Origin of the sequence: Micromonospora sp. NPDC006766, assembly GCF_040636055.1 — a bacterium.
Lineage (GTDB): Bacteria > Actinomycetota > Actinomycetes > Mycobacteriales > Micromonosporaceae > Micromonospora.
The window spans coordinates 1-12,425 of sequence record NZ_JBEYIX010000088.1 but is presented as its reverse complement, the minus strand read 5'-3'; the positions used below and the strand labels follow the sequence as shown (position 1 = coordinate 12,425).

The 12,425-nt window shown below is 70.7% G+C and carries 11 protein-coding genes and 2 pseudogenes; 10 read left to right on the top strand and 3 right to left on the bottom strand.

From position 1 onward, the window contains the following. The first annotated feature begins 686 nt into the window (after window positions 1-686). Window positions 687-1,349, top strand: coding sequence for a GntR family transcriptional regulator (locus ABZ671_RS31635; protein WP_357864980.1), 663 nt, complete (start codon window positions 687-689; stop codon window positions 1,347-1,349). Beyond that, window positions 1,346-2,671 carry an MFS transporter gene (locus ABZ671_RS31630; protein ID WP_357864978.1) on the top strand — a complete coding sequence of 442 codons (1,326 nt, stop codon included), beginning with the start codon at window positions 1,346-1,348 and terminating at the stop codon, window positions 2,669-2,671. Before ABZ671_RS31635 ends, ABZ671_RS31630 begins: the two co-directional genes overlap by 4 nt. 9 nt (window positions 2,672-2,680) lie before the next feature. Here ABZ671_RS31630 and ABZ671_RS31625 read toward each other — a convergent pair whose 3' ends face one another. After that, window positions 2,681-3,100, bottom strand: coding sequence for a hypothetical protein (locus ABZ671_RS31625; protein ID WP_357864976.1), 420 nt, complete (start codon window positions 3,098-3,100; stop codon window positions 2,681-2,683). A gap of 141 nt (window positions 3,101-3,241) precedes the next feature. Here ABZ671_RS31625 and ABZ671_RS31620 point away from each other — a divergent pair, with 141 nt between their 5' ends. Next, window positions 3,242-4,330 carry an S-(hydroxymethyl)mycothiol dehydrogenase gene (locus ABZ671_RS31620; protein ID WP_357864974.1) on the top strand — a complete coding sequence of 363 codons (1,089 nt, stop codon included), beginning with the start codon at window positions 3,242-3,244 and terminating at the stop codon, window positions 4,328-4,330. Further along, a complete protein-coding gene (locus tag ABZ671_RS31615; RefSeq protein WP_357864972.1) occupies window positions 4,327-4,956 on the top strand; it encodes an MBL fold metallo-hydrolase in 630 nt (209 codons plus the stop codon). Before ABZ671_RS31620 ends, ABZ671_RS31615 begins: the two co-directional genes overlap by 4 nt. Window positions 4,957-5,077: 121 nt before the next feature. On the opposite strand, the gene ABZ671_RS31610 is transcribed toward ABZ671_RS31615, so the two are convergent. Beyond that, window positions 5,078-5,908 (bottom strand): MerR family transcriptional regulator, encoded by an 831-nt coding sequence (locus ABZ671_RS31610; protein WP_357864971.1) that lies wholly within the window; start codon window positions 5,906-5,908, stop codon window positions 5,078-5,080. Between the two features lie 23 nt (window positions 5,909-5,931). Then, window positions 5,932-6,831, bottom strand: a complete 900-nt coding sequence (locus tag ABZ671_RS31605) for an alpha/beta hydrolase (RefSeq protein ID WP_357864969.1) — start codon at window positions 6,829-6,831, stop codon at window positions 5,932-5,934. 502 nt (window positions 6,832-7,333) lie between these two features. Between ABZ671_RS31605 and rho the strand changes: the two are divergent. From rho to ABZ671_RS31575, 6 genes and pseudogenes are all read left to right on the top strand, one after another. Continuing rightward, window positions 7,334-8,437 (top strand): annotated as a pseudogene (gene rho / locus ABZ671_RS31600) (transcription termination factor Rho); the annotation flags it as partial. Window positions 8,438-8,460: 23 nt separating this feature from the next. Next, a pseudogene (locus tag ABZ671_RS31595) lies at window positions 8,461-8,700 on the top strand (zinc ribbon domain-containing protein); the annotation flags it as partial. A 121-nt stretch (window positions 8,701-8,821) separates the two neighbouring features. Then, complete coding sequence (locus tag ABZ671_RS31590; protein ID WP_357864968.1) at window positions 8,822-9,280, top strand: VOC family protein; 459 nt, start codon at window positions 8,822-8,824, stop codon at window positions 9,278-9,280. A gap of 49 nt (window positions 9,281-9,329) precedes the next feature. Continuing rightward, a complete protein-coding gene (locus ABZ671_RS31585) occupies window positions 9,330-10,433 on the top strand; it encodes a DUF3626 domain-containing protein (RefSeq protein ID WP_357864966.1) in 1,104 nt (367 codons plus the stop codon). A 152-nt stretch (window positions 10,434-10,585) separates the two neighbouring features. Next, a complete protein-coding gene (locus ABZ671_RS31580) occupies window positions 10,586-11,449 on the top strand; it encodes a hypothetical protein (RefSeq protein WP_357864982.1) in 864 nt (287 codons plus the stop codon). Between the two features lie 400 nt (window positions 11,450-11,849). Beyond that, window positions 11,850-12,425 (top strand): hypothetical protein (locus ABZ671_RS31575; protein WP_357864965.1); only part of this gene is annotated, 576 nt, incomplete at its 3' end.

Sequence of the window (12,425 nt, the reverse complement as noted above, 5' to 3'; positions counted from 1 at the left end):
GTGGTGGGCCAGCGGGCCGGCGATCACACCACTGGTGAAGGCCAGACCGGCGATACCGATAATGCTCTTCCGCAGCAGCATCGTGTTCATCGCAAAAGCTCCATTCGGGGGTTGGCGCACGCGCCGATGGGGGTCGGCAGCGGTGCGCAAGCACCGTCAGGCGCTCAAAGGAAAAGAGGGGAAGTCTTTGCGCGGCCGGCTCGCGGGGCGGGGCCTCTTCGCGGCGCCGGGACCATGTACAACGACCGGCGGCCCGCCATCATTCCGGGCCCGCACACCCCGCCTGGCGGGGGTCTTCCTCGGCTGTGCACCCGTGTTCAACGACCGACCGCCGCCCGCCATTCCACCCCGGGATGCCGGGCGGTCACGTTCCCGCAAACCGGACAAGCGCCCCACCAAGGTCCACCCCCGCCCAAGGGGTCAGGCCCGTCGGTTGGAACACCACGGACGTCTCCGGGCCACGATGACCTCCATGACGTTCCACCCACCCGGCACGACATCGGGCGTGTGTGCTCAGCTCGGTGATCAACTTTCCGAGTCGGGGCAAACGGTCGTTCCGCTCGATACCGCCATGTCCCCTGCATGGAGTCAATCAACGAACGGCGTGGTCAGGCAGACAGTGGGCCGGGTCACGGTCGACGGGTCCGGCCGGACCATCATCGGGTCCTGGGGCGCAGCATAGATACATGACGCGTCCCAGCGCCTCGGCGCGCGCCGTCGGGCCATCGTGCGCCGAGCGGGCCTATCAGCACCTCAAGCAGGCCATCCTGGAGCAGGTCTACCCGGGTGGGCTGCTGATCAGCGAGGGAGAGATCGCTGAGGCGGCCGGGGTCTCGCGTACGCCGGTGCGGGAGGCGCTGCTGCGCCTGGAAGCCGAGGGGCTGGTCGCCCTGTACCCGAAGCGCGGCGCGCTGATCCGGCCCGTGTCGGCGCGGGAGATCGTCGACGTCATCGAGGCCCGGCGCCTCGTCGAGCTGTACGCGGCCGAGCGGATCTGGCCCCGCCGGGCCGAACTCAAGGCCGACCTGGCCCGCTGGCTCGCCGAGATGCGCCGGGCGCACGCCGACGGTGACGTCACCGCCCTGATGGCCGCCGACCGGGCCTTCCACGCCACCGTCGTCGAGGCGGCCGGCAACGAGATCCTCGCCGAGCTGTACCACCGGCTGCGCGACCGGCAGTTGCGCATGGGCGAGGCCAGCTTCCGGCTCTCGCCCGGCTGGGCCGAGGTGGCCCTCACCGAGCACGCCGGCCAGCTCGCCGCCCTCGACGGCGACGACCCGCAGCCCTGGCTCGACGCGGTCGGCGCGCACATCGACAACGCCGCGACCGCGCTGCGGACGCTGCGGTGACCGCCGCCGCCCCGCCGCTGCCACGTACCTCCGCCGCCCGTCCAGGCCGCCCTGCCGTCCTGGTGTACGCGGTCGCGCTCGCCGCCTACCTCGTGGCGATCTTCCACCGCAGCTCGCTCGCCGTCACCGCGGTCGACGCGGCGGACCGCTTCCACATCAACGCCGCCGCGCTGGCCACCTTCTCCGTCGCCCAGCTCGCCGTGTACGCGGCCATGCAGGTGCCGGTCGGTGTGCTGCTCGACCGGTTCGGCTCCCGCCGGATGCTGGTGGCCGGTGGCGTGCTGATGGTCGCCGGTCAGCTCTGCTTCGCCGTCGCCACCGACGTCCGCCTCGCGGTCGCCGCCCGCGTCCTGGTCGGCCTCGGCGACGCGATGACCTTCATCAGCGTGCTGCGTATCGTAGCGTTCTGGTTCCCCGGCCGACGCAACCCGCTGCTGGTGCAGCTCACCGGCACTGTCGGGCAACTCGGCGCGGTGCTCAGCGCGATTCCGCTGGTGGCGCTATTGCACCACGTCGGTTGGACGCCCGCGTTCCTCACCGCGGCGGCGCTCGGCACCACCGTGCTGCTGCTCGTCCTCGTCGCGGTTCGAGACACCCCGCACATCGGGCACGTCACCGCCGCCGCCCCCGACCTGGGCACCGTACGCCGGCAGCTCGCCGAGGCCTGGGCCCAGCCGGGTACCCGCCTCGGCCTGTGGAGCCACTTCGTCACCCAGTTCTCCGGTTCGGTGTTCGCGCTGCTGTGGGGCTATCCGTTCCTGGTGCAGGGGCAAGGATTCTCGCCCACCGCGGCGGCGTCGCTGCTGACCCTGATGGCAGTGGGGGCCCTGATCTGCGGACCGGTGATCGCCCACCTGTGCGCCCGTCACCCTTTCCACCGCTCGGTGCTGGTCTTCGCGATCACCGCCGGCACCGCCGCGGTCTGGACGGTCGTGCTGGCCTGGCCGGGACGCGCACCGCACTGGCTGCTGGTGGCCCTCGTCGTCGTCCTCGCCGCCAACGGACCCGGCTCGGTGATCGGCTTCGACTACGCGCGCACCGCCAACCCGGTGCACCGCATCGGCAGCGCCACCGGCATCGTCAACGTCGGCGGGTTCGTCGCCTCGATCCTGCTGATCCTGGCCGTCGGCGTCGTCCTCGACCTGGCCACCCCGGCCGGGCGGAGTGCCCCGTCGCTGGACGCGTTCCGCTGGGCGTTCGCCGTGCAGTATCTGCTCTGGCTGCTCGGCGCGGTCCAGGTGCTGCGCTACCGCAACGCCGCCCGCCGCCGCCACGCGGCCGAGCGTACCGCCGTCGCGGTCCCCGCCCCGGCCGGCACCTGACCGCGATGCTCAGTGGCAGCGCCGGCGGTGCGTCAGCGAGTCCAGTATCAGGGTGAGGCCGGCGCCGACCAGCCACACGTCCTTGGCGATGCCGGTGCCGGCCTGGGTCGGCTTCAAGCTGTTCGGCTCCCGCAGTCCGGGCGTCTTGAGATAGAGCTGCACCAGGCCGGCGCCGAAAGCGGCCAACGCCGCACCGGCCAACAGCGACGGCACGAACGGCGCGAGCAGCGCGGCACCGAGCGCGATCTCGCCCCGGGACAGCAGCTTGGCGAACCGGTCCGGCCCCACCTGTTCGAGTTGGGGGACCGCGCCCACGGCCATGCCGTGCACCGCCTGCGCGGCCTCGCCCTCCAGGCCGCGTTTGCTGAGCCCGGAATTCAGGATGAACGCGCCGATGCTGACCCGCAGCGGTGTATGCGCCAGCCTCATGATCACTCCCGTCGGATGCGGAGAACTGCTGCCGCGTACCCTGCGATGCGGAAGATAACCACCGCCCAGCGGTGGGCCGGCGCGTACGTTCGACGGGTAGGTTCACGAAAGTACGCCAGACCGACACAGGCGGGAGGAGCCGTGAGTCAGCAAGTCCGGGGAGTCGTGTCGCGGCGCAAGGGCGCGCCGGTGGAGGTCACCACGATCGTGGTGCCCGACCCGGGTCCGGGTGAGGCGGTGGTGCGCGTCCAGTCCTGCGGGGTGTGCCACACCGACCTGCACTACCGCGAGGGCGGCATCACCGACGACTACCCGTTCCTGCTCGGCCACGAGGCCGCCGGCGTCGTCGAGCAGGTGGGGGAGGGCGTCACCGACGTGGCTCCCGGCGACTTCGTGGTGCTCAACTGGCGGGCCGTCTGCGGGCAGTGCAGGGCCTGCCGCCGGGGCCGCCCCTGGTACTGCTTCAACACCCACAACGCCGCCCAGCGGATGACCCTCACCGACGGCACCGAGCTGACGCCCGCCCTCGGCATCGGCGCGTTCGCCGAGAAGACCCTCGTGCACGCCGGCCAGTGCACCAAGGTCGACCCGTCCGTCCGGCCCGCCGCCGTCGGCCTGCTCGGCTGCGGCGTGATGGCCGGCCTCGGCGCGGCGATCAACACCGGCCAGGTGACCCGGGGCGACTCGGTCGCGGTGATCGGCTGCGGCGGCGTCGGCGACGCCGCGGTCGCCGGGGCCGCACTGGCCGGAGCGACGACGATCATCGCGGTGGACACCGACTCCCGCAAACTCGACTGGGCGCGCCGCTTCGGCGCCACGCACACCGTCAACGCCTCCGAGGACGACCCGGTCGAGGCGATCCGCGCCGCGACCGGCGGCTTCGGCGCCGATGTGGTGATCGACGCGGTCGGCCGCCCGGAGACCTGGAAGCAGGCCTTCTACGCCCGGGACCTGGCCGGCACGGTCGTGCTGGTGGGCGTACCCACCCCGGCCATGAAGGTCGAGCTGCCGCTGCTGGACGTCTTCGGCCGTGGCGGTGCGCTCAAGTCCAGCTGGTACGGCGACTGCCTGCCCAGCCGTGACTTCCCCATGCTCACCGAGCTGTACAAGCAGGGCCGCCTCGACCTGGACGCGTTCGTCACCGAGGAAATCGCCCTCGACCAGGTCGAGGAGGCGTTCACCCGGATGCACCACGGCGACGTGCTCCGTTCGGTGGTGGTCTTCCCGTGACCGCCCGCGTCGACCACACCGTCACCTCCGGCACGTTCTCCCTCGACGGGCAGACCTTCGACGTCGACAACAACGTCTGGGTGATCGGCGACGACATCGAGTGCGTCGTCATCGACGCGCCGCACGACGTGGCTGCCATCCGCCGGGTCGTCGGCGACCGCCGAGTGGTCGCCATCCTGGCCACCCACGCCCACGACGACCACGTACGGGTCGCGCCCGAACTGGCCCGGGCCACCGGCGCCCCGGTGCTGCTGCACCCCGCCGACCGGGTGCTCTGGGACCTGGTCCACCCCGACACGCCACCCGACGGGGAGCTGACCGACGGCCAGACCATCGCGGTCGGCGGGACCACACTGCGGGTGCTGCACACCCCCGGCCACAGCCCCGGCGCGTGCAGTCTGCACGCCCCCGACCTCGGCGTGGTCTTTACCGGCGACACCCTGTTCGCCGGCGGGCCGGGTGCCACCGGCCGCTCCTACAGCGACTTCGGCACCATCATCCAGTCGATCCGGACCCGGCTGCTCACCCTGCCGCCGGAGACCGTCGTCCACACCGGGCACGGCGACGACACCACCATCGGCGCCGAGGCGCCCCACCTCGACGAGTGGATCGCCCGGGGACACTGACCGCGACGCGCGGGCCCGGAGGCACGGGCCGTGGGCCGCCCTGGACGGATTAACCGGCCGTGCCCGGCTACGAGCACGTCGCCACCAAGCGTGCGCAGCATCGTGGACACCCCACCAGCAGTCATCGACAGGGCCCGGAACGCGCTGCGGCATCTTCCTGGCGTATTCCGGCCGCATCCGGTGCGGGGTCCACGCGCTTGAGTTCGGTCCAGCCGGTCCAGCCTCGGTCTTTCAGCAACTCGATCAGCCGACGGGCCGGTGGCACCGTGTCGAACGCCAGTCTGTCCATCAGCTTGACCAGCGGCGGCTCAATATCTGTGTCGTCGACGTAGTCCTCGCCCTGTTCGTTGGCCATCTGCGTGAGGTAGGCGGCCAGTTCCTCGGCCAGCTCGACCAGCCGTGGGTCGTCGTCGGTGCGGTCGAGTGCCTGGCCCAGGGTGAGATAGAACGCGATGAGCTGCGGGTCAGTGATCTGCTCACGCTTGCGTGCCATCCACTCGGGGACCCGCTCGGGTGAGTGCGCGGCCAGCGGGATCCAGCCGTCGCGCTCAACCTGGATGATCCGCTCGTCGACCCCGAGCGCCCGCAGCCGGTCGAGATACTCGACCACCACCGCAGGCAGCGCCAGGTTGTCCCCGGAGGCGAGGCGAGCAATCCGTTCCCGGTGCCGTTGCCGCTCCCGGATCTCCGCCCGCAGCCGCTTGTCAATGTCTGCGACCACTGCGGCAAACTCCTCCTTCTCGGCCTGCAGCAGTTCCCGCACGCGCGCCAGCGGGATCCCGGCCTCGGCGAGGGTCCGGATCTTGATCAGCTCGACCACGGCGCCGGCGTCGTACCTCCGATAGCCGGAGCGGTCCCGCTCCGGCTCCGGCAGTAACCCCTTGGCGTGATAGTGCCGCACGGCGCGCACCGTCACTGCGGCGTACGACGCCAGCTCACCGATGGTCAGCATTGCCCCAGTCTGCTACGCGGTGTTCAAGCAGGTGCCTGGCCGGCTGCGCCTTGTGTACGCCGGATGATCTGAGCGACTTCCGAGGCATGGGTGAAGACCAGACGATGGTCGGCGTTGAGCCAGAACGTGGCGATGTGCGGCTGCTCGCGGACAAGCCGCTCGACGCCGGCACGCCAGTTCTGATTGAACCGCGGCACATGCCCTTCGCCGCTGTCGCCGGCCATCGAGCTCGACATGATCATGCTGATCCGCCGGTCGATCTTCCCGTATCGGGCGAGGATCCCGGACCGAACCACATCGACCTCGACGTTCACGTCGAGAATCTCTTGGGCAGTGAGCAACACCTGACGCGCCGTGCCCCGCACGGGCTCCTGCTGCGTCACCAGGTCCTCCCAGATTGCGAGAAACGCTGCCAGGTCAGCGTCGGTGATGAACGGTTCGGGCACCGGGTTCGCCCCGTCGATGAGAACAAGCCCGGCGATGGTGTCAGGATGCTCGGCGGCATAGTGCACCGCCAGGTCTGCACCCAGCGAGTAGCCCACGAGGACGGGTGCCGAGGGCAGGTCGAAACGCTCCACCTCTGCCATCACCGCGACGAGATCGCCGAGGAAAGCCTCGAAGGAGTACCGGTCGGCGGCCGAGGCGAGGCCATGGCCCCGCAGGTCGAAGGTCACCACATCGTGGTCGTGCCGCAGCAACTCGGTCAGCTCGTGCAGGTCTGCCTGTGTCGAGTTCAGCCCAGGGCACAGGACCAGCGGTCGTCCCCGGCCGCCGCGAGACACCGGGATCGTGACGCCGTCGTGGTGGATCGTGGCGTGCCGGATCGTCCTGTCGCCCCTCTCCGCCTGCTCCTCATCGTCGCCGTGATCGCCGAACGACTCGCGCAGGCCGGCGACCTCCATTGCACTGGTTTTCGTGGTCATGCCACCATGCTGGGAGATTGCCCCTGCGTCAGGGTCAACCGTCGCAGCGGCATGACCTCCGAACACCCGCGACCGTCAGCCTGTGCCTCCAGACAGGCCGCGGTTACGTTCGTCTCGGCCGACAGCTGCTTGCCCCGCCCGACGCTGTCGGGTTAATGTTCCGACGAACCCGGATGCCGGCGCACGGCGCCGCCCGGTGTTCTCTCTCCCACATAATCACCGATCACCGTCGACAGCCGCGCAAATCCGCCGCCGCGGGTGTCCCGCCGGTCGGCCTTCCCGATCGCCTGCCGTGCGGCTGATCCGACCGTCTCCGTCGGCACCGACCGCCCGCTGTGACGGCCCGGGTCGGACGCCCCGAGGCGGCCCAGGTGCCTCAACACCCCGGCACGCCCGGTCTCTCCGCGCGCCTCGACCTGTTCCGCCCGCCGCTTCCCCAACCATCGCCCTGGCCACGGGCCCCACCGAAAGGCATCGGATGACCAACACCGACACCCCCACGCCGGTCGTCGGCATCGTCGACACCGCCGACGACCACGCCCTGATCCGGGTCGACGGCTACCTGCCCTCCGCCGCCGACGCGTACGTCACACCCGCTCAGATTCGGCGGTACGGCCTGCGCCGCGGCGACCTGGTCACCGGCGCGGTCGCCGCCGCACCCCACCGTGGCCGGCACGTACCGCTGGTCCGGCTCGACACCATCAACGGGATGGAGCCGGAGGAGGCGAAGCGCCGGCCGGAGTTCTACAAACTCACTCCGCTGTACCCGCAGGAGCGGCTGCGGCTGGAGACCGAGCCGCACATCCTGACCACCCGGGTGATCGACCTGGTGATGCCGATCGGCAAGGGCCAGCGGGCGTTGATCGTCTCGCCGCCGAAGGCGGGTAAGACGATGGTGCTGCAGGCGATCGCGAACGCGATCACCCGTAACAACCCGGAGTGCCACCTGATGGTGGTGCTGGTGGACGAGCGGCCGGAAGAGGTCACCGACATGCAGCGGTCGGTGAAGGGCGAGGTCATCGCGGCCACGTTCGACCGTCCGCCGCAGGACCACACGACGGTGGCGGAGCTGGCGATCGAGCGGGCGAAGCGGCTGGTCGAGCTGGGGCACGACGTGGTCGTGCTGCTCGACTCGCTGACCCGGCTCGGCCGCGCCTACAACCTCAGCGTCCGGTCGGCCGGGCGTACGCTCTCCGGCGGCGTCGACGTGGCCGCGCTCAACCCGCCGAAGCGCCTGCTCGCCGCCGCTCGCGCCGTTGAGGAGGGCGGCTCGCTGACCATTGTCGCCTCGACGCTGGTGGAGACCGGCTCGGCGGCCGACAACCTCATCCACGAGGAGTTCAAGAGCACCGGTAACGCCGAGCTGCGGCTGGACCGTGGCCTGGCCGACCGGCGTACATACCCGGCCATCGACGTCCGGGCGTCCGGCACCCGGCGGGACGAGCTGCTGCTCACCGACATCGAGCGTCACCGCTTGCGGAAGCTGCGACCCGCGCTGTCCCAACTGGACCGACAGCAAGCCCTCGACCGGCTGCTGCGCCAGCTCGCCGCCACGCCGAGCAACGTGCACTTCGTCGCCCGGCTCGGCGCCGCAGCCGTCGACTAGCGCGTGTTTCGGCACCTCGGTGGTATCCGTCCACCAAGATGTGCAGTGCCTGCCGCACCGTCGGCCCGGCGCTACGCCTCTCGGTGCGCGTCTTGCGCTGCGAGACGTGTGGGCATGAGGCGGATCGGGACGTCAACGCGGCGGTCAACCTCGCTGTCTGGGCCGAGCAGCACCATGCCCAGACCCGGGACCCCGAAGTACGAGGCCCGGTCACCAACGCCTCCCGAGGGGGACGGCTCTGGCCAGCGCCCACGCGCCGGTGAAACCAGCCCCGATGACGGAGGAACCCCACCGCCACGAATATCCGTGACGGCAGGGACGCCCGAGAAGGGCGGTGTCTCATGACCCAACGGACTTATGAGACACGCTGTAGGATCGGCTGTCATGACGGTGCCGGGGAACGACCAGCCGCCGACCGTACGCCAGCTCCGTCTCGTGGTGGAGGCCGACGACTACGACGCGGCGGTTGCCTTCTTCCGCGACGCCCTGGGTCTTCCCGAACAGGCCGCATACTCGGGCGGCGACGGCGCGCGGGTGGTGATCCTGGACGCCGGCCGGGCCACCCTGGAGCTGGCGAACCCCGCGCAGAAGCGGATGATCGACGAGGTGGAGGTCGGCCGGCAGGTCGCGCCGCGCCTGCGGGTGGCGTTCGAAGTGGACGACAGCCGCGCGGTGACCGAGCGCCTGGTCGCCTCGGGCGCCACCGAGGTCGCCCCGCCGACCGTCACTCCGTGGCAGTCCCTCAACGCCCGTCTCGACGCCCCGGCGGGCCTGCACCTCACCGTGTTCCAGGAGCTGCGTACCGCTGAGGAACGCGGCGCTGCGGACGGCTCCGGTGCCTGAGCACTGAAACAACTCCGCCCGGCCGCCCCGCCGTTGATACCCTCGCGCGGTGCCTGACCCCGCCACCACGCCCGCACTGACCCCGGCGCAGGCCGCCGCCCTGCGGCACGTCCGCCACCTTGCGCGGCGCGACCGTCCGGCGGCCCTCGCCACCATCACCCGGCACCTTGCCGGTTCGGGGACGGGCTACCAGCCGGAGGAGATCATCGCGGCGGTGGCCACGCACGGGCGGCTGACGCTCAACTTCCACCCGGACCGGCTGCTGCGTGATGGCCGTACCGTGGCCGAGGCGCTGGACCGAGAGGGTGTCTACCGTAGCCAGTTCGAGACCGGCATTTCCAACGGGGGGCTGACCGCGTTTCCCGGCGGCGATCGGGACCGCTGGGAGGCGACGCTGTTCGGCGGCGCCTATCAGCGGCCGGGCGTGCTCCCGTCGGAGCGTCCGAAGTACGGCGGTCTGAACCTGCTCGACCACGCCGACGGCGCCTGCCCTCGGTTCGGCTCCTGCCACCTGCGGCTGCGCCCGAAGCTCCTCGGCCGAGCATCCTTCACCTTCGGCGACAGTCACACCGAGCCGAAAGACCTCGGCACCCTCGACGTCTTCGAACCGGTGCTCGCCGCGCTGCTCGAGGCCACCGCCGACACCGGGGTCAGCCTCGGAGCGGCCGGCATGGACACCGGTACGCTGCTGCGTGCGCTGCTCTGCCGTCAGGAGCGGGAATCCGCCGAGGCCGGGCGAGCGTTGGACGACTACATCGAGGCGCAGATCCACGGCGAGTTGAGCCTCGACCGGGACGTCGAGGCGCTGGTGGTCGACCCGTCGTTCCGGGGCACCGACGCTGGGCGGATCCTCGCCGGGATCGCCCGACGGCACGGTTTTCCGTTGCACTGGCACGACGGATTCGAACTGCCGGTCGACGGCATTGACGCCGAGTTCCGCGGCCCGGAGATCCCGCAGCTGGCCGTCCGAGTGCACGCGGAGTTCGCCGGTCCGGGGGAGCCCGTGCATGCCGCGTTGATCGGCCGGGCTGCCGCGTCGGTGGTGCGGGACCCAAAGCGGTGGGCCGACCGGGGGCCGCTCGAGGTCACCCTTCAGCACCTTAAGCAACTCTGGCACGTGCTTGTCCGGTTCGGCACGCCGGCCGCCGGCTGAGGGCTGCTGCTCTCCGGCATTTCCGGAATGACCGACACGGCCGGCTTGTTGTGTTCCCCAGTGCGGCCGGAGCGCAAACCCGTACCGGCCGGTAGCTCCCCCGAGGCTCGCTCACCCCGGAGCGCGTCGTGATGATCGAAAGGGCAACCATCGTGAAGCAGCACTTCACCCGATGGCTCCCCGCCATCGAACAGACCTCGCATCGCACGGCCGAGCTCGTCAAGACCCGGTGGCTCCCCGCCATCGCGCAGACCTCCCGACGCACGGCCGAGGTTGCGAAGACCCGATGGATCCCCGCCGCCGAAGAGACCTCGCGCCGCACGGCCGAGGCCGCTCAGACCCGGTGGATCCCCGCCGCTACCAGGACCCCGCAGCGTAAGGCCGCGCTGAGCATCGCCGGCGTGGCTGCTCTGGGCTGCCTGGCGGTCGGGCCCAGCGCCTTCGCCGCGCCGGTCACCGCCGGTCCGCACGCCGGCGCCGTCGCCGCGATCGACCTGGCTACTGGCCAGACCGACGCCACCGATGCCGCCAGCGGCGCGGAACGCGCGAGCCAGGCTTCCGCCACGACCAAAAAGCCCACCCGGGACGATCTCATCCCGCACGGTGTCGAGGGCGCGCAGTCGCGCATCCCGCTCGACAACGCACAGGTCGACAACGCCAAGGCCATCGTTCAGGCGGCCAAGGAGACCGGCGTGGGCGAGCGGGGCGCCGTCATCGGCGTCGCCACCTCGCTGCAGGAGTCGAAGCTGTATAACCTGGGCAACCTCGGCGCGTACAACGACCACGACTCGGAGGGCCTGTTCCAGCAGCGCCCGTCGTCGGGTTGGGGTACGCCCGAGCAAATCACCAACCCGGACTACGCCTCGAAGGCGTTCTTCGACGCGCTGAAGAATGTCGGAGGCTGGCAGAACCTGCCGCTGACCACGGCCGCGCAGACCGTCCAGGTGTCCGCGTACCCGTACGCGTACGCGCAGTGGGAGTCGCAGGCGGCGGACATCGTCCAGCAGCTCTGGTGAGTTCCTGCTCTCCGCGACCGGCCGGCTCCCTTCCGGGGCCGGCCGGTTTCGTATCTTCTGTCGCGGACATGTTTGGATCCAGCCAACCCGCCAGACTGGGGCGAAATGTGTGTAATGTCGGAATCTGAGGTGCGGCCGGGGGTGGAATCGTTGGCGGTCGGGGGGCGTTGAACACGGGTGCACGGCCGAAGAAGACGCTCGCCCGGTGAGGCGGGGGGTGTGTGGGCCCGGAATGTTGATGGGTCGTCGGTCGTTGTACATGGTCCCGGCGCCGCGAAGAGGCCCCGCCCCGCGAGCCGGCCGGGCAGAGACTTTCCCCTTTCTTTGAGCGCCTGACGGTGCCTGCGCACCGCTGCCGACCCCCGTCGGCGCGTGCGCCAACCCCCGAATGGAGCTTCAGATGAACACGATGCTGCGCAAGAGCATTCTTGGTGTCGCTGGTCTGGCCTTCGCTGGTGGTCTGGCGGCTGGCCCGCTGACCCACCTCACCCACGAGGCGACCCCGAGTATCGGGATGACCCCGGCCGCCGTGATGGAGGCCGACCAGCCGGCCGCGGCGCAGGCCGCCAAGCCGGACATGGCGAAGCTGATTCCGCATGGTGTGCAGGGCGCGCAGTCGAAGATCACGCTCAACGGTGAGCAGGTCGCGAATGTGAAGGCGATCATCGCGGCGACGAAGAAGGCCGGCATGCCCGAGCGGGCGGCGGTGATCTCGATCGCCACGAGCCTGCAGGAGTCGAAGCTGGAGAACCTGGGCCACCTGGGTGACGCCAACGACCACGACTCGCTGGGCCTGTTCCAGCAGCGCCCTTCCAGTGGTTGGGGCACGCCGGAGCAGATCACCGATCCGGAGTACTCGACCACCGCGTTCCTCAAGGGTCTGAAGCAGGTTGACGGGTGGCAGGACATGCCGCTGACCAAGGCCGCGCAGACGGTGCAGGTGTCGGCGTACCCGGACGCCTACGCCCAGTGGGAG